The 15,503-nt window shown below is 71.9% G+C and carries 18 protein-coding genes; 9 read left to right on the plus strand and 9 right to left on the minus strand.

The features are described 5' to 3' along the window. Positions 1–17 precede the first annotated feature (17 nt). Entirely contained in the window at positions 18–1,028 is a 1,011-nt protein-coding gene (locus GT755_RS31120) for a chemotaxis protein CheB (RefSeq protein ID WP_161483148.1), read from the minus strand. Between the two features lie 65 nt (positions 1,029–1,093). Here GT755_RS31120 and GT755_RS31125 point away from each other — a divergent pair, with 65 nt between their 5' ends. The 4 genes from GT755_RS31125 to GT755_RS31140 all read left to right on the plus strand — a co-directional run bounded on the left by GT755_RS31125 (position 1,094) and on the right by GT755_RS31140 (position 3,932). Beyond that, complete coding sequence (locus tag GT755_RS31125; protein WP_161483149.1) at positions 1,094–1,756, plus strand: STAS domain-containing protein; 663 nt, start codon at positions 1,094–1,096, stop codon at positions 1,754–1,756. 123 nt (positions 1,757–1,879) lie between these two features. Beyond that, on the plus strand, positions 1,880–2,977 hold the full coding sequence (locus GT755_RS31130) for a PAS domain-containing protein (protein WP_161483150.1): 1,098 nt from the start codon (positions 1,880–1,882) through the stop codon (positions 2,975–2,977). A gap of 57 nt (positions 2,978–3,034) precedes the next feature. Further along, positions 3,035–3,451 carry a CBS domain-containing protein gene (locus GT755_RS31135; protein ID WP_161483151.1) on the plus strand — a complete coding sequence of 139 codons (417 nt, stop codon included), beginning with the start codon at positions 3,035–3,037 and terminating at the stop codon, positions 3,449–3,451. Positions 3,452–3,533: 82 nt separating this feature from the next. Further along, positions 3,534–3,932 (plus strand): ChaB family protein, encoded by a 399-nt coding sequence (locus tag GT755_RS31140; protein ID WP_161483152.1) that lies wholly within the window; start codon positions 3,534–3,536, stop codon positions 3,930–3,932. Positions 3,933–3,950: 18 nt separating this feature from the next. Here the strand turns inward: GT755_RS31140 and GT755_RS31145 are convergent, their stop codons facing one another. Continuing rightward, the gene (locus GT755_RS31145) at positions 3,951–4,724 is read right to left on the minus strand and encodes an alpha/beta fold hydrolase (RefSeq protein ID WP_161483153.1); all 774 of its coding nucleotides are present in this window, start codon (positions 4,722–4,724) and stop codon (positions 3,951–3,953) included. A 154-nt stretch (positions 4,725–4,878) separates the two neighbouring features. Between GT755_RS31145 and GT755_RS31150 the strand changes: the two genes are divergently transcribed. Then, positions 4,879–5,586: a class I SAM-dependent methyltransferase gene (locus GT755_RS31150; RefSeq protein WP_161483154.1), complete on the plus strand. Its 708-nt coding sequence runs from the start codon at positions 4,879–4,881 to the stop codon at positions 5,584–5,586. Here the strand turns inward: GT755_RS31150 and GT755_RS31155 are convergent. From GT755_RS31155 to GT755_RS31165, 3 genes are read right to left on the minus strand one after another with little or no spacing between them, the layout of a single operon-like run. Then, positions 5,583–6,599 carry an NAD(P)/FAD-dependent oxidoreductase gene (locus GT755_RS31155; RefSeq protein WP_161483155.1) on the minus strand — a complete coding sequence of 339 codons (1,017 nt, stop codon included), beginning with the start codon at positions 6,597–6,599 and terminating at the stop codon, positions 5,583–5,585. The two genes, GT755_RS31150 and GT755_RS31155, sit on opposite strands and share 4 nt — an antisense overlap. Continuing rightward, a complete protein-coding gene (locus GT755_RS31160; RefSeq protein ID WP_161483156.1) occupies positions 6,596–7,111 on the minus strand; it encodes an isoprenylcysteine carboxyl methyltransferase family protein in 516 nt (171 codons plus the stop codon). The genes GT755_RS31155 and GT755_RS31160 overlap by 4 nt, the downstream gene beginning before the upstream one ends. Further along, positions 7,111–8,154: a type III polyketide synthase gene (locus tag GT755_RS31165; protein WP_161483157.1), complete on the minus strand. Its 1,044-nt coding sequence runs from the start codon at positions 8,152–8,154 to the stop codon at positions 7,111–7,113. Before GT755_RS31165 ends, GT755_RS31160 begins: the two co-directional genes overlap by 1 nt. Before the next feature lie 91 nt (positions 8,155–8,245). Here GT755_RS31165 and GT755_RS31170 point away from each other — a divergent pair, with 91 nt between their 5' ends. After that, the gene (locus tag GT755_RS31170) at positions 8,246–9,016 is read left to right on the plus strand and encodes a UbiA family prenyltransferase (RefSeq protein WP_328794610.1); all 771 of its coding nucleotides are present in this window, start codon (positions 8,246–8,248) and stop codon (positions 9,014–9,016) included. Here the strand turns inward: GT755_RS31170 and GT755_RS31175 are convergent. Next, complete coding sequence (locus GT755_RS31175; protein WP_161483159.1) at positions 9,013–10,167, minus strand: RtcB family protein; 1,155 nt, start codon at positions 10,165–10,167, stop codon at positions 9,013–9,015. The two genes, GT755_RS31170 and GT755_RS31175, sit on opposite strands and share 4 nt — an antisense overlap. 136 nt (positions 10,168–10,303) lie before the next feature. Between GT755_RS31175 and moaA the strand changes: the two genes are divergently transcribed. Then, entirely contained in the window at positions 10,304–11,287 is a 984-nt protein-coding gene (gene moaA / locus GT755_RS31180; RefSeq protein WP_161483160.1) for a GTP 3',8-cyclase MoaA, read from the plus strand. Positions 11,288–11,330: 43 nt separating this feature from the next. Then, the gene (locus tag GT755_RS31185; protein WP_030452315.1) at positions 11,331–11,564 is read left to right on the plus strand and encodes a DUF6457 domain-containing protein; all 234 of its coding nucleotides are present in this window, start codon (positions 11,331–11,333) and stop codon (positions 11,562–11,564) included. A gap of 360 nt (positions 11,565–11,924) precedes the next feature. Here GT755_RS31185 and GT755_RS31190 read toward each other — a convergent pair whose 3' ends face one another. Continuing rightward, the gene (locus GT755_RS31190; RefSeq protein WP_161483161.1) at positions 11,925–12,242 is read right to left on the minus strand and encodes a DUF3099 domain-containing protein; all 318 of its coding nucleotides are present in this window, start codon (positions 12,240–12,242) and stop codon (positions 11,925–11,927) included. A 54-nt stretch (positions 12,243–12,296) separates the two neighbouring features. Here GT755_RS31190 and GT755_RS31195 point away from each other — a divergent pair, with 54 nt between their 5' ends. Next, positions 12,297–12,512 (plus strand): dodecin, encoded by a 216-nt coding sequence (locus GT755_RS31195; RefSeq protein WP_161483162.1) that lies wholly within the window; start codon positions 12,297–12,299, stop codon positions 12,510–12,512. 53 nt (positions 12,513–12,565) lie between these two features. Here GT755_RS31195 and GT755_RS31200 read toward each other — a convergent pair whose 3' ends face one another. After that, a complete protein-coding gene (locus GT755_RS31200) occupies positions 12,566–13,933 on the minus strand; it encodes a metallopeptidase TldD-related protein (protein ID WP_161483163.1) in 1,368 nt (455 codons plus the stop codon). Then, positions 13,930–15,423: a TldD/PmbA family protein gene (locus tag GT755_RS31205; protein WP_161483164.1), complete on the minus strand. Its 1,494-nt coding sequence runs from the start codon at positions 15,421–15,423 to the stop codon at positions 13,930–13,932. The genes GT755_RS31200 and GT755_RS31205 overlap by 4 nt, the downstream gene beginning before the upstream one ends. Positions 15,424–15,503 lie beyond the last annotated feature (80 nt).

Genomic DNA, 15,503 nt, shown 5'->3' on the forward strand with positions numbered 1-15,503 from the left:
TATGCCCAGCACGCCTGTCAGGCGCCGGTGACGTCCTCTTCCGCGCCGAGTCGCGACTGCATCACCCTGATGGTCTCCAGCGCCTCGCGCGTCTGCTCGGCCTCCTCGGCGAGCCGGGACACCGACAGCCGGTGCCCCTGCCGCTCGGCGGAGTTGATCATGCGCTGGAGCAGCCGTCCGCGCTCCTCCAGGCGAAGCACGGCCACCCACAGGGCCCGCTCGACGGCCTCCGACTGCCCTGCGATCATGGTTTCCATCGACCACGAGTGGCCCACGCGGCAGTCGTAGCGGGGGTTCGGGTTGCCGGGCCGTATGTACAGCGGGCCGCTGCAGTCGGGGCAGGTGAAGCCGGACAGCTCCCCCTCGGGAGGGGTGCCGGGCAACCGGGGGGCCAGATAGGGGGCCAGGTCACGCAGCAGTTCCTCGTCGGGCATGGTCTCCTCCGCGATCACCGGCGACCGGGTCTGCTCCACGATCCATTCGGCCAGCCGCGAAGCCGGCAGGGTCCGGGCCCGCCCGCTCGCCCGCAGCGCCGCCGACGGCATGCCGGGGAACGCGCACTCCTCCGGGTCCTGCACGACCACCACCCCGCCGTGCCGTTCCACCAGCTCACAACCGCGGGCCCCGTCGTCGAGGGTGCCGCTCAGCACCACCCCGGCGACCCTCGGCCCGGCGGCGACGGCGGCGCTCATGAACAGCAAGTCGGCGGCCGGGCGGTAGCCGTTGTAACGCGGGCCCCGGCTGACCCGCAGGTGGCCGTCGTGCACCAGCAGGTGGTGGCCGGCCACCGCCACCCGGATCTCCCCGCGCACGAGCGGCTGCCCGTCCTCGGCGGGAGTCGCCTTGAGCGGCCCGGACCGGTCGAGGATGCCCGCCAGCGCGCTCGACCCCGACGAGGCCACGTGCAGGACGACCAGGACCGCCGCGGGTAGGCTCGGGGGCAGACGGGCCACCAGGGTGCGCAGCGGTTCGACCCCGCCGGCCGACGCGGCGACGACCACGAGGTCTCTTCCCTGATGGCTGTCCACGGAATTCCCCTGCCCGCTATCTCGGCGTATGCACATAAGACAGCAAAAAGGGGTAGGGATTCGAAATGATCCTTTCACTCGGCGTCGTCCACGAGGACGAGACCGACCTGGAGCTGGCACTGTCCGGCGACATCGACTGGTCCTGGACCGAGTGGCTGGAGAGCTCCCTGGCGTGCCTGCTGTTCCGGCGGTTCGCCCGGGTGACGCTCGACCTGGGCGCGGTGGGCTTCTGCGACCTGGAGGGAGCCCGGGTCCTGCTCCGCTTCAGGGCGCTGGTCGAGCTCGACGGCGCGACTCTGCTGATGACCGGCGGCGGTCTGGCCGTCCGCCTGCTCGGGCTGCTGTCGGCGGCCCCGGAGACCTACGGGCCCTCTACGGGCGGCGAGCACACGCCGGAACGGGCGGTCCGGCATCTGCCGCGCGTGCGCGGCGCCCGGCCCGATGTGGAGTCCCGGCCACGCCGGCCGCTCGACGCGAGCGGACCGGTCGCGGAGTCCGCCGTCCATCCGGCCATGCGGCGGGCCGTGGAACTGCGCGCGATCATGCAGGAGGGGGTGCGGACCATGCGGGAGCGCGCCGCCGCCAACTGCGCCGACGTGGCCGAGCTGCACGACCGGCTGGCGCGGATGCACGAGTTCGCCGGCCACGCCCTCGACTGCGACTGCGACTCCCACCAGCGCAAGGCCGCGGAGTTCCGGGCCAAAAGCAGCCGTTTCGCACCGGTGTGACCTTCTCGTGTGACCTTTTCGGATATTTCAGCGCCATGCCTTCTTACGGCATGGAGGCGACTGTGCGTGCGCCCTGGGGGCATGGTGTCTCCGATGTCGATCAGGCGATGGAGATGAGGCGAGATGAACGAATCGGCGGCCGGCGCGTTCGAAAGCGAGTTCATCGAGTTCCAGAAGCGCCTGGCGTACCTGAGGGAGTCCCGGTCCTACGTGACCGCCGAAGCCGGCCGCGACGAGTGGATCGACGCCGCCCTGCTGGAGCTCGACGTGGCCACCGAGGAGCTCAAGGTCCGCCAGGAGGAACTGGTCTCCTGGGCCGACCAGGTCGCCGCCGAGAAGAGCCCGGCCGAGCTCGAACGCCTCCTGCTGCGCGCCGCCTTCACCGGCTCGCCGTTCCCCACCCTGATCGTGGCCGGCGACGACGGGGTGATCAGGCGGGCCAACGCCGCCGCGCTCGCCCTGCTCGACGTGACCCAGTCGTACGCGGCCGGACGCCCCTTTCCCGTCTTCGCCGACCTGCGCTTCCGGGCCGCCCTGCGGTCGGCCCTGGCGGCGGCGAGCCGCACCGGCGAGGCCCGGACGGTCCGCATGCGCCTGGTGCGGCGGCGGCTGCCGCCGGTGGACGTCACGCTCGCCATCGCCCGGCTCGACCTGCCGGGCGAGCGGCCCCACCTGCTGATCGGCACCTCGGTCGTGCCGCCGGCGGAACCATTGCCGCCATCCGGCCCCGAGATCCGGCCCGCCCGCGAGGACGTGTTGTCCTCCTGGGCCCGGCTGCTGCTCTCGCCCGGGTTCTCCCTCGGGCAGGCGGCGGGCGCGCTGCGGGAGGCCCTGGCCGACTGGGTCCACGTCGACCTGGTGGACCGGAGCGGCGCATGGCGCCCGGCGGCCGCCGTGGCCGGCGAGGGCCTCCCGGCCGGGGTCGAGCGGCCGCTCGACCTGTCGCGCCGGGTGTCCGAGAGCGGGCGCATGGCCCTGGAGAGCCCGCTCGGCGACCTCGGCGTCCTGGGAGAGGACGCCGAGGGCGTCCCGGTGGCCGCGCGGCTGGGCGTCGGCTCGCTGGTCTGCGTGCCGCTCGTCGCCCGCCGCGCGATGGGCGCGGTGACGATCGCGCGCCGCGGCGGCGCACGGCGGCCGCTCTCCCTGGCGGAGGCCGGCCTGCTGCGCGAACTGGGCGACCAGCTCGCCCTCCGGCTCGACCTCGACGAACTTTTGGCCTGATCGGGGGCGTGGGGCGGGCGATGCGGGGCAGGCGAACCCTTGTCGGAAGGAGGAACGATGACAACCGCCCGCGAGATCATGACTCCGAACGCGGAGTGCGTGAACTCCGACCAGACCATCGCCGACGCCGCCGAGAAGATGCAGCGCCTCGACGTCGGCTCCCTGCCGATCTGCGGCGAGGACAACCGCCTCAAGGGCATGATCACCGACCGCGACATCGTGGTGAAGGTGATCGCCCAGGGCCGTGACCCCAAGTCGTGCCTGGCCGGTGAGCTGGGAGGCAGGGAGGTGGTGACGATCGGCGCCGACGACGACGCGCAGGAGATCCTGCGCACGATGGGCGAAGGCAAGGTCCGCCGCCTGCCCGTGATCGACGGCCACACCCTGGTGGGGATGGTCGCTCTGGCCGATGTCGCCAAGGCCCTTCCGGAGACGTCGGTCGGCGACCTCATGGCGGCGCTGACCACCGACTGACGAACTTCGCCGGCCCGGCCGTGCCGCCACGGCCGGGCCCGAAGGAGAGCACGGAGGAAAGACACCCAGAAAGGCAGAGACCATGCCCGCACGCCAGGAACTCCCCGACACGTTGAAGCGCTCCCCGAAGAAGGCCCAGCGGACCTGGCTCAAGGCCCACGACTCCGCCGTCGAACAGTACGGCGAGGGCGAACGGGCCCACCGGACCGCCAACGCGGCCCTGAAGCACAGCTTCGAGAAGGTCGGCGACCACTGGGAGCCCAAGGCCGAGAAGGGCCCCTCGGACCGCCAGGCCGAGAAGAGCACCCCCAAGCCCGGCAAGACCGCCGAGGGCGTCGACGCCAACGCCTCCAAGCAGCACCTCTACGACGTGGCCAAGCGCCTGGAGGTGCCCGGCAGGTCCTCCATGAGCAAGCCCGAGCTGGTGGAGGCGATCAAGAAGGCGAACCGGAGGGCGTCGGCCAAGGCCCGCTCGAAGTGACGCCCGGAGTGACCGCCGTCAGCCTGTGAAGAACGCCCGCACGATCGGCCCGGTGACCTCCGGGTCGATCGTATGCGTCTGGCCGTCGAGGGCCACGACGTGGGCTCCGGCGACCGCCGTGCCCAGGGCCCCCACCATGCCGCGCAGCCGGTCGGGACTGGCCGCGCCGTCGAGGACCAGCGTCGGCGGCGGGCGCAGCGCGGCGAGCTGGTCGGGCAGCTCGCGGTCGGTCACCAGCAGGGCGTCGTAGACCGACGAAGGCGCCAGCGCCTCCAGACGCCGCCAGAAGGGGGCGTTCTTCGCCTCCTCCACCATGTGGGGCGGCATGCCGATGATCTTCAGCTGGAAGTATTCGACCGCCTCCTCGCGCCGCCCCTGGGAGACCAGTTCGGTCAGGTGGCCGGCGTGGTCGGCGGGGGAGGGGTTCTCGTTCTGGTAGGGCGGCTCGTAGAGGGCCAGCCGGGTGATGCGGGCCCCGTCGAGCAGCGCCTTCAGCGCCAGCAGCCCGCCCGAGGAGTAGCCGAACACGGCCGCCTCGCCGCCCGCGGCCTCGATCATGGCCTTCAGGTCGTCGACCTCGTCGGCGATCCGGTAGGGCAGGGCCACCTCCCCGCTGCCGCCGCGCCCCCGCCGGTCGTAGACGAAGACGGTGAAGTGGTCGGCCAGCGCCTCGGCCAGCGGCAGGCCGGCGGCGCGCTCGTTGAAGACGCCCAGCACGACGATCACCGGCGGCCCCTCGCCGACCCGGTCGTAGGCCAGCGTGGTGCCGTCACGCGAGGTCGTAATCATCATGACAACCGTTCTATCAGCCGGTACCGTCGTACCCAGTCCAGCGAAACGAGGAGAGGCCATGGCTGCCCGCCCGGTGTGACCGGGGTGGTCCAGCGCTGCCCCGGTCAAGACGAGAGACAGTTTCTTTCTCACATTGACTGGAGCATTTCTTCCAATGCCGTGGTACACGGATTTCTTCACCGAGCTGCCCAACACCTTCTGGCGGGCCGCCGTCCCCATCGAACACACGACCCCCGAGATCGACTTCCTGATGTCGCTGCCGGGCGACCACGTCCTCGACGTGGCCTGCGGCAGCGGGCGGCACGCCCTCGAACTCGCCGCGCGCGGCCGCCGGGTGACCGGCGTCGACGTGTCGGCCGAGGCCGTCGCCCACGCGACCCGGGAGGCCTCCCGGCGCGGGCTCGACGCCGTCTTCACGGTCGGCGACATGCGCGCGCTGCCCGAGACGACCGCCGACACGGCGATCTGCATGGGCAACGCCTTCGGCTACCTCGACCACGACGAGACGATCGGCTTCCTCAACGGGCTGACCGTTCGCACGCTGGTCCTCGACTACGCCTTCGCGGCCGAGTCGTTCCTCCCGGGCGTGACCCTGGAGGAGGAGCCGATGACCATCGGCGGCGTCACCGCCGAGCAGGTCAACGAGTACGACGTGACGGGCGGCCGCTGGCTCACCCACTTCACCTTCACCCGAGGGGAAGAGGTGCACCGGGGCACCTCGGTCCAGCACGTCTACACCGCCGCCGAGGTCCGCCGCATGGTCGCCGGGGCGGGCTTCACGACGATCGATCTGTACGCCGGCCCCGACGGCGCCCCCTACGAGATCAGGTCCGGCCGCCTGATCCTGGTGGCCCGCCGCTAGGCCAGGAGTGCGACGGCCGCGCGGAAGGCCCACGGGAGCTTCCGCGCGGCCGGCGCGATCAGGTCACCGGCCATCGGGGTGCCCCTGACGCCCACCAGCGCCGCCGTGAGCGCCCGGTGCCGCCGCGACAAGCGCCTCCAGGCGCGCTCGTACGAGCCGGGATCGCCGGTCCGCAGGGCCGCGACCAGCGCCTCGGCCGAGCGCGCCGCCAGCGAGACGCCCTCCCCGGTGAGCGCGTCGACGTATCCGGCGGCGTCGCCCACCAGCAGCACCCGCCCGGCCACCCGGGCTTTGGCCCCCTGCCGCAGCGGCCCCGCCCCCCTGACCGGCGAGCACGCCGGACCGAGGCGGTCGCGCAGCGCGGGGAAGGCCGCCAGGTGCTCCTCGTAGGGCACCCGCCGTGAGCTCAGCACCGCCACCCCGACCAGCTCGGCCCCCAGGGGCGTCACATAGGCCTCCGCGCCCGGCGACCAGTGCACCTCGACGTGGGAGTTCCACGGGGCGACCGCGAAGTGGCGGCGCAGGCCGTGGCGGCGCAGGCGCCCCGGCGGGACGGTCAGCCCCAGGGCGGCGCGTAAGGGGGAGTGCAGCCCGTCGGCCGCGACCAGCCAGCGGGCCCGGCCGAACCCGTCGGCCTCGACGTCGTCCGGCCGCTGCCGGAAGCGCTCCACCCGCCCGGCGACCACCCGCACCCCGAGTTCGGCGGCCCGCTTGGCGAGCGCCTCGTGCAGGATCGTGCGCCGGACGCCGAGCCCGGAGAGCCCGCGCGGGAACGGCGCGGTCACCGAGCCGCCGGCGTCGAGGTAGGTGATGCCGCGCAGCGGCCACCCCTCCGGCCGCACCCCCAGCGCCCGCAGCACCTCGGCCCCCGTGGGCATCAGCCCCTCGCCGCAGGCCTTGTCGACCGGGGTCGCCCGGGGTTCGACGACGACGGCCTCCATCCCGGCCAGCGCGGCGTGGCAGGCGGTCGCCAGCCCGGCGGGCCCGCCGCCCGCGATCAATAAGTCGATCACGCGGTTTCCAGCCGGGTCAGGGCGGCCTCCTCACACCGGATGCGGACCACCATCAGCCCCGCGTTCAGCACCGTGAAGACGAGCGCCGTGACCCAGGCCGAGTGGACGAGGGGCAGCGCCAGCCCTTCGACGACCACCGCGACGTAGTTGGGGTGGCGCAGGAAGCGGTAGGGGCCGCCCGTGACCGCCTTCAGCCCCGGCACCACCACGACCTGGGTGTTCCACTGGTGTCCCAGCGTCCTGATGCACCACCAGCGCAGCGCCTGGGAGGCCGCCACGAGGGCCAGCATCGGCCAGCCGAGGGCGGGCACGAAGGGCCGGTCGGCGGCGTACACCTCGATGAGGCACCCGGCCAGCAGCCCGGTGTGCAGCACCACCATGAACGGATAGTGGCCCTGACCGGCCACGATCCCGCCCCGGGCCAGGCTCCAGCGCAGGTTGCGCTTCGAGACGACGAGTTCGGCCAGGCGCTCGGCCCCGACGAGGGCGACCAGCACGGCGTACCAGCCCATCACCACTCCAGCAGGACGAGTTCCGAGCAGAACCCCGGGCCCATCGCGATCATGAGGCCGGGGGTGCCCTTCGGGGGATCGAGCGCCATCGTGTCGGCCAGCACCCGCAGCACCGACGACGAGGACAGGTTGCCGACCTCGGCCAGCGACCGCCACGTCACGTCGAGGGCGTCGGGCGGCAGGTCCAGCGCCTCGACGACCGCCTCCAGGACCCGCGGCCCGCCGGGGTGGCAGACCCAGGCCGTGACGTCCTTCCTGGTCAGCCCGTGGTCGCCGAGGAAGCCGTCGACGTCGCCGGGCAGGTAGGTGCGGACGACGGCCGGGACGCTGGCGTCCAGCACCACCCGGAAGCCGCCGTTGGTGATGTCCCAGCCCATGACCTGGTCGGAGTCGGGGTAGAGGTGGGAGCGCGAGTCGACCACGCGGGGGCCGGGGCCCTCGGAGGTGGTGGCCACCACGGCGGTCACGCCGTCGCCGAACAGGCCGCCCGCCACGAGGTTGGCGATCGAACGGTCGTCGCGCTGGATGGTGAGGGAGCAGAACTCCACCGAGAGCAGCACCGCGACCTGGGCGGACTTGGCGGTCAGGTAGTCGTGCACACGGGCCACCCCGGCCGCGCCGCCCACGCAGCCCAGGCCGAACAGCGGCAGGCGCTTCACGTCGGGGCGCATGCCCAGGCGGGAGGCGATGCGGGCCTCGATCGACGGCGCCGCGAGGCCGGTCACCGTCGTGAAGAGGATCATGTCGACGTCGCGGGGGGTCAGGCCGGCCGCGTCGAGGGCCTCCGCGATGGCCTGGGAGCCCAGGTCGACCGCCGCCGCGACGAACACGTCGTTGGCCGCGCCGAAGCCGTCGAGTTTCACGTAGTCGTCGAGGGGCAGTACGAGATGCCGGTACTCGACTTGGGCGTGCCGGTGGAGTCGTTCGAGAACGCGGCGTTCGGTGGCGTCGAGGATGCCCAGCCGGGCGATCGCGTCGGTGATCTCAGCCTGCGCGTAGCGGTTCGGCGGCAGGACGCCATGAACGGCGGCGATACGTGACATCGCACTCCCAGATCGGCAGAAATCCATCCCCTTCCGATCTCTGCCCACCCCTCACGGGTTCATGTGCGTCCCGTTGGGAACCCCAACCTCTGTGCTCCTGGGATTAGCGCTCGCCTGCCACCCCGGGCCGACGCTGGCGGTCACCGCCCTCGTGACCGCGCTGGCCGCCGGATCGGGGCAGGACCTCGCCGGCTGCCTGCTCGTGCTGGCCGCCGTGTTGTCCGGGCAGTTGTCGGTGGGCTGGTCGAACGACGCCGTCGACGCGGGCCGCGACCGGGCCCTGGGGCGTACCGGGAAACCGGCGGTCTCCGGAGACGTCTCCGTGCGGACCTTATGGGTGGCCGCCGCGGTCGCCCTGCTGGCGTGTGTGCCGTTGTCGCTGGCGAACGGCCTGCTCGCGGGCGGGTTCCATCTGCTGGGGGTGGCCGCCGCGTGGGCGTACAACCTGGGGCTGAAGGCCACGCTGCTCTCGTGGGCGCCCTACGCGATCGGGTTCGGGCAGTTCCCGGCGTTCGTGTCGCTGGGGCTGCCCGGCCAGCCGTGGCCCGCCTGGTGGTCGGTGGCCGCCGGGGCGCTGCTCGGGATCGGCGCCCACCTGGCCAACGTGCTGCCCGACATCGACGGCGACCTGGAGACGGGGGTGCACGGCCTGCCCCAGCGGCTCGGCCGCCGCCGGACCCTGGTGCTCACCCCGGTCTTCCTGGTCGCCGCCGTCGCCGTGCTCTGGTGGCCCGCGGCGCTGCCCGCCGCCGCGCTGGCGCTGGCCCCGAGGCTGGTGCGCCACCCCGCCGCGCCGTTCCAGAGCGCCGTCGCCGTCGCCGCCCTGGCCGTCGTGCTGCTGCTCGTGCGCGGTACGAGCTAGCCCTTGTAGTTGAACACCTGGCGCAGCGTGTGCTGCACGGTCACCAGGTCGGTCTGGTCGGCCATGACCTGGTCGATCGGCTTGTAGGCCTCCGGGTGCTCGTCGACCAGCGCCGAGGCCCGGTCGGCGTTCCACGTCCGGCCTTCCATCGCCTTCTTCAGCGACGACGCGGTGAGCGTGCGCTTGGCCTGCCCGCGCGACATCCGCCGCCCCGCCCCGTGCGAGCACGAGTTGTAGGAGTCGGCGTTGCCCTTCCCGCGCACGATGTAGGACCGCGTCCCCATCGAGCCCGGGATGACGCCCTCGTCGCCGGTGTCGGCCTTGATGGCGCCCTTGCGGGTGATCCACAGCGACTTGCCGTGGTGCGTCTCCTTCTGGGTGAAGTTGTGGTGGCAGTTGATCGTCCGGACCCGGCGGCCCTTTCCGACCACCGAGAACAGCGCGTTCGACAACACCGCGTCCATCCGCGCCCGCGAGGCCATCGCGTAGGCCTGCGACCACAACATGTCGTCGATGTAGGCGGTGAACTCGGGCGTCCCCTGGACGAAGTAGGCCAGGTCGGGGTCTTCCAGCCCGATCGCCGCCTGCTTCATCGCCTTCTTCGCCCCGGCGATGTGGCGGGTGGCGAGCTGGTTCCCGATCCCGCGCGAACCCGAGTGGAGCACCGTCCACACGTGGTCGCGCTCGTCGAGGCAGACCTCCACGAAGTGGTTGCCCGACCCGAGGGTGCCGAACTGCGTGGCCACCGTCTTGTCCTGCTTGGCGGTCAGTTCCGTGTACGGCCGCCCGATCGCCTCCAGCGCCCGGTCGATGGCCCGGTCGTCGTGGCCCCGGCCCACGCCGGCCGGGATGCGCCGCTCGACCAGCGGCATCAGCGCGTCGAGGCCCGCAGGCAGGTCGGCGGCGGTCAGGTCGGTCTCGGTCGCGATCATCCCGCAGCCGATGTCGACCCCGACGGCGGCGGGGATGATCGCACCCTCGGTGGGGATGACCGATCCGACGGTCGCGCCGATCCCGATGTGCGCGTCGGGCATCAGCGCGACGTGCCCGGAGACGAAACGCAGGCGCGCGGTCCGGGCCGCCTGCTCGATCGTTCCGGCGTCGATCTCGCTGGCCCAGGACAGCAGGTTGTGGGCGACTTCCTTCGGCATGATGATCTCCTGTTCGGTGCGACCAGTGTGCCGAACCGGGGTTAAGCGTTCCCAATGGTTTTCCTCTGGAGGAATCCCCGTTGATCGGGCGCGGTTGTACCTGCTCTAAGCTGGCATACAGAATGGAGATGGTTACGTGCTGGTCGATTCGTACGGGCGTGTCGCGACAGACCTGCGGGTGTCGCTGACCGATCGGTGCAACCTCCGGTGCAGCTACTGCATGCCGCCGGAAGGTCTCGACTGGCTGCCCAAACCCGACCTGCTGACCGCCGACGAGATCGTCCGCCTGGTCACCATCGGGGTGCGCGACCTGGGCGTCACCGAAGTCCGCTACACCGGCGGCGAGCCGCTGCTCCGCCGTGAACTGGTCGACATCGTGGCCCGCACCTCCGGCCTCGGCGCCGAGATCTCCCTGACCACCAACGGCATCGGCCTGGCGAAGCTGGCCGCCCCGCTCGCCGAGGCGGGCCTCCACCGGGTGAACGTGTCGCTCGACACGATCGACCGCGAGACCTTCAAGAAGCTCGCCCACCGCGACCGCCTGCCCGACGTCCTCGACGGCCTGGCCGCCGCCGACGCGGCCGGGCTGCGCCCCGTGAAGGTCAACGCGGTCCTGATGCGCGACGTCAACGACCACGAGGCCGCCGGCCTGCTGCGCTACTGCCTCGACCGCGGCTACCAGCTCAGGTTCATCGAGCAGATGCCCCTCGACGCCCAGCACGGCTGGAGCCGCGACAACATGATCACGGCCGACGAGATCCTGGGCCTGCTCGGCGCCGAGTTCACACTCGACGACGCCGACCCGAAGGAGCGCGGCAGCGCCCCCGCCGAACTGTTCCTCGTCGACGGCGGCCCCGCGACGGTCGGCGTGATCGGCTCGGTCACCCGCCCGTTCTGCGGCGCCTGCGACCGCGTCCGGCTGACCGCCGACGGCCAGATCCGCAACTGCCTGTTCGCCACCGAGGAGTCCGACCTTCGCACGGCCATGCGCGAAGGCGCCTCCGACGACGAGCTGGCCGCCCGCTGGACCGCCTCGGTCGCCCGCAAGAAGCCGGGCCACGGCATCGACAACCCCGAGTTCCTCCAGCCGGCCCGCCCGATGAGCGCGATCGGCGGCTGACCGGCTGGGCCCGCCCTGTTTCCACCTGGTCTGGAGGCCGCTTGTGAACGTGCTGGAGGAATGGACCGCCCTGGTCTGCCGCGAACTCGGCATCGACCCGGCCGTCGTCGACCGCGACCTGGTCCTCGACCTGACGCGCGACGTGGCCCACGGGGTCGCCCGCCCGGCGGCGCCGCTGACGGCCTACCTCCTCGGGCTGGCCCAGGGAGCCGGAACGGCCCCACCCGACGCGGCGGCGGTCATCTCCGCCAAGGCGGCCGAATGGAGCCGCGACTAGCGCCCTGCTCCCGCCGGCTCCAGCCCGCGTCGCGGGCGGGGCCCGGCGTCCTCGGGGATCTCGCCGTGGAGATGATCGCGTGACCGTCGAGGCTCAGGGAGCCGCTCTCTTGCTCGCGCCACCCATGGGGAGATTCGCTGATCTTTTTTCGCGAGGAGGTCAGACGACGCCGCGAGTAAAGGGCGGCAGAAAAGGTCTGAACATAGGGCGACGCCGGGTGGTTACGGGGGCAAACCACCCGGCGTCGCTTCATCGGCGTTCCGACGGGGGCCCGGAACGCCGGCACCAGCGCTCCGACGGGGGACCAGAGCGCTTGGCTAAACTGTACACCTACCACCCTTAGGATGCGTCAAGACTTAGTCACGACCCGATCTCGCGTCGATGCCGTGGTATCTCGTTTTGGTTAGCTCCATCCATGTCCTGAAGTGGGGGAAGGTCCCTTCCCCGCTCGTTGGCCCCGATCACGGCAAGGTACGGCAAAAGCACCGCGCCGGCGATGAAGAGACCGCGCAGCCACAGCGGCGCACCGGGCCACGCCACGGCCAGGATGAGGCAGACGACGCGGATCGACATCTTGATCACGTAGCTGATCTCGCGCCTGCGGATGTCGGCCGTCAGAGACGGCTGCGCGTCGGTCACCTGGTGAACGGTCGTCTTCCGCCGTTGAAACAGCTTCACGATCCAACCCTACGCCCGGGGCATATGATCGTTTCGCGACGACAGGGAGGCACGATGTCTGACCGCACCTACCGGGTGACCGAGATCGTGGGAACGTCCGGGGACTCCGTCGACCAGGCCATTCGCAACGGGATCAAGCGCGCGTCGCAGACGCTGCGCCATCTCGACTGGTTCGAGGTGACGGAGGTCCGCGGCCACATCCAGGACGGCGAGGTCGCCCACTTCCAGGTGGGCATGAAGGTCGGTTTCCGCCTGGAGGACTCCGAGTAGCAGAAGGGGCGGTCCCGTGCAACACGGGACCGCCCCTTGACACCTTTGTCAGATCAGTTGGCCTGGCTCACGGTCGACATGTTGAAGTCGGGCACCCGCAGCGGCGGCATGATCGTGCGGGTGAAGTAGTCGTTCCACTCGCGCGGCAGGGTCTGCGACGCCGCGCCGACCTCGGTGACGCGGCCGAGCAGGTCGACCGGCGACTCGTTGAAGCGGAAGTTGTTCACCTCGGCCGTGACCTCGCCGTTCTCGACCAGGTAGACGCCGTCGCGGGTCAGGCCGGTGAGCAGCAGCGTCTGCGGGTCGACCTCGCGGATGTACCAGAGGCAGGTGAGCAGCAGGCCGCGCTCGGTGGCCGCGATCATCTCCTCCAGCGACTTCCCGCCCGCCGGGCCCTCCATGATCAGGTTGTCGATCGCGGGGGTCTCGGCGAGGCCGGTGACCTCGGCCGAGTGGCGGGTCTGGATCAGGTTCGCCAGCCTGCCGTCGGCGATCCACTTGGTCGGGCCCAGGGTGAAGCCGTTGTCGAAGACCGACGACTCGCGGCTCGACGCGTGGGCCACGGTGAACCCGCCACACTCCACCCCGGCCCGGCCCGGGTCGCTGTAGAGGTCGATCGGCAGCTTGGCCAGTTCCTCGCCGACGCGGGTGCCGCCGCCCGGCTTGGCGAAGACCGTGCGGCCGTCGAAGGCGTCGCGGGCGCCCGCCGACCAGTACAGGTAGATCATCAGGTCGGCCACCGCGCCCGGGGGCAGCAGCGTCTCGTAGCGCCCGGGGGCCAGGTCGACCCTGCGCTTGGCCCATTCGAGGCGCTGGGCCAGCGTCGCGTCGAGGGCGGCGACGTCGACGTCGGTGAAGTCGCGGGTGGCCGCGCCGACCCACGCCGAGCGGGTCATGTCGGGCGACTTGGCGTTCAGTTCCAGGCGGCCGGTCGGCTGGTCGTGGCGGCGGCGCAGGCCGGTGCTGGTGCCGACGAAGACCGAGTTGACCAGGTGTTCGGCGAACCCGTAGAGCCGGCGGCCCCCGGCCTCGGCGGTCGCGAACGCCTCGCCGAGCGCGGGGGCCAGGTCGCGGAAGACCGCGATCGAGGTCTCCTCGGCCGGGCGGTCCCAGTCGGCGGCGGCCTCTCCGGCCACCAGCGGGCGGGCGTCTTCGGACGGCTGCGCGTCGCGGGCCGCCCGGTCGGCCGCGGCCACGACGTCGGCGATCTGGTCGGGCGTGACGCCCGCCCGGGAGACGACGCCGGTGCCGCTGCCCGCGATCGAGACCACGGTCAGCCGGGAGCCGCGGGCGACGCCGTTGGTCGTCAGGGTGTTCCCGGCGAACCGCAGGTTCGCGGTGGTGTCCTCGTCGACGATGACGACGCGGTCGTCGGCGCCGGGCAGCGCCAGCGCGCGCTCGACTACTTCCTGCGGGGTCACTTGCCGCCCTCCTGCACCGTGTTGAGGATCTTCACACCGCGGAACCGGGCGGCCGGGCAGCCGTGGCTGACCGGGGCCACCTGGCCGGGCTGGCCCTTGCCGCAGTTGAACGCGCCACCGAGCACGTAGGTCTGCGGGCCGCCGACGGCGTCCATCGAGCGCCAGAAGTCGGTGGTGGTGGCCTGGTAGGCGACGTCGCGGAGCTGGCCCGCGAGGCGCCCGTTCTCGATCTTGTAGAAGCGCTGGCCGGTGAACTGGAAGTTGTAGCGCTGCATGTCGATCGACCAGCTCTTGTCGCCCAGGACGTAGATGCCGTCGTCGACGCCCGCGATCAGCTCCTCGGCCGACGGGCCGCCCTCGGCGGGCTGGAGCGAGACGTTGGCCATGCGCTGGATCGGGGTGTGGCCGGGGGAGTCGGCGAAGGCGCAGCCGTTCGAGCGGCCCAGGCCCTTCAGCAGGGCCATCCGCCGGTCGAGCTGGTAGCCGACCAGGGTGCCGTCGCGCACGATGTCGAACCGCTGGCCCTGCACGCCCTCGTCGTCCCAGCCGACGGTGGCCAGGCCGTGGTCGGCGGTCCGGTCGCCGGTGACGTTCATGATGGGGGAGCCGTAGGTGAGCTCGCCGAGCTGGTCGAAGGTGGCGAAGGAGGTGCCCGCGTACGCCGCCTCGTAGCCCAGCGCCCGGTCGAGCTCGGTGGCGTGGCCGATCGACTCGTGGATGGTCAGCCACAGGTTCGAGGGGTCGATCACCAGGTCGTAGTCGCCCGCCTTCACCGAGGGGGCGGCCAGCTTCTCGGCCAGCAGGTCGGGGATCTCGGCCAGTTCGGCGGGGAAGTCCCAGCCCGTGCCGGTCAGGTATTCGTAGCCCCGGCCCACCGGGGGCGCGAGGGTGCGCATGTCGTCGAAGAGGGCGCCCTCGGACTTCATGGCCGTCAGCGAGGGATGGACGCGGACCCGCTGCTGGGTGGTGACCGTGCCGGCCGAGTCGGCGTAGAACTTCTGCTCCTTGACCTGCATCAAGGAGGCCGACACGTGGTCGACCCCCTTGGCCAGCAGGCCGGCGGACCAGTCGCCCAGCAGCGCGACCTTGTCGCGCAGCGGCACGTCGAACGGGTCGACGTCGTAGAGGGACACCCAGACGCCCTCGTGCACCGGCTCGGCGGCCAGCTCGACGGGCTCCCGGTTGAGGGGGGCGCTCACCTCGGCCACCTGGACGGCCTGCGCCGCCACCTCGGCCGCGGCCTCGGGCGTGAGCGTGATGCCGCCGGCGAACCCCCAGGTGCCGTTCTTGACCACCCGTACGGCGAAACCGAGGTCGTCGGCGTCGCTGGAGCCTTCGAGGCGGGCGTCGAACAGGCGGAGCGTCTCGGCGCGCACCCGTTCCAAACGGAAGGCGGCGAACTCGGCGCCCAGCTCGCGGGCCCGCTGGAGGGCGGCGTCGGCCAGCCGCCGCAGCGGCAGGGCGAGGAAGTCGGGATCGATCTGACGCATGGAGGGGATCCTAGTCCGCCCCGTAAGAGATGATCTGGAGTAACCCCACCACGCCGCAGCCGCGATCTTGTCTCGGGCGA

This window comes from Herbidospora solisilvae, from assembly GCF_009901565.1.
In the GTDB taxonomy this organism is placed as follows: Bacteria; Actinomycetota; Actinomycetes; order Streptosporangiales; family Streptosporangiaceae; genus Herbidospora; species Herbidospora solisilvae.

Excerpts from the sequence above, each read along its gene's own strand:
- GT755_RS31125 (WP_161483149.1), top strand. The coding sequence starts at position 1,094 with ATGATCCTTTCACTCGGCGTCGTCCACGAGGACGAGACCGACCTGGAG.
- GT755_RS31130 (WP_161483150.1), top strand. The coding sequence starts at position 1,880 with ATGAACGAATCGGCGGCCGGCGCGTTCGAAAGCGAGTTCATCGAGTTC.
- GT755_RS31135 (WP_161483151.1), top strand. The coding sequence starts at position 3,035 with ATGACAACCGCCCGCGAGATCATGACTCCGAACGCGGAGTGCGTGAAC.
- GT755_RS31140 (WP_161483152.1), top strand. The coding sequence starts at position 3,534 with ATGCCCGCACGCCAGGAACTCCCCGACACGTTGAAGCGCTCCCCGAAG.
- GT755_RS31145 (WP_161483153.1), bottom strand. The coding sequence starts at position 4,724 with ATGATGATTACGACCTCGCGTGACGGCACCACGCTGGCCTACGACCGG.
- GT755_RS31150 (WP_161483154.1), top strand. The coding sequence starts at position 4,879 with ATGCCGTGGTACACGGATTTCTTCACCGAGCTGCCCAACACCTTCTGG.
- GT755_RS31160 (WP_161483156.1), bottom strand. The coding sequence starts at position 7,111 with ATGGGCTGGTACGCCGTGCTGGTCGCCCTCGTCGGGGCCGAGCGCCTG.
- GT755_RS31165 (WP_161483157.1), bottom strand. The coding sequence starts at position 8,154 with ATGTCACGTATCGCCGCCGTTCATGGCGTCCTGCCGCCGAACCGCTAC.
- GT755_RS31175 (WP_161483159.1), bottom strand. The coding sequence starts at position 10,167 with ATGCCGAAGGAAGTCGCCCACAACCTGCTGTCCTGGGCCAGCGAGATC.
- GT755_RS31195 (WP_161483162.1), top strand. The coding sequence starts at position 12,297 with ATGTCTGACCGCACCTACCGGGTGACCGAGATCGTGGGAACGTCCGGG.
- GT755_RS31205 (WP_161483164.1), bottom strand. The coding sequence starts at position 15,423 with ATGCGTCAGATCGATCCCGACTTCCTCGCCCTGCCGCTGCGGCGGCTG.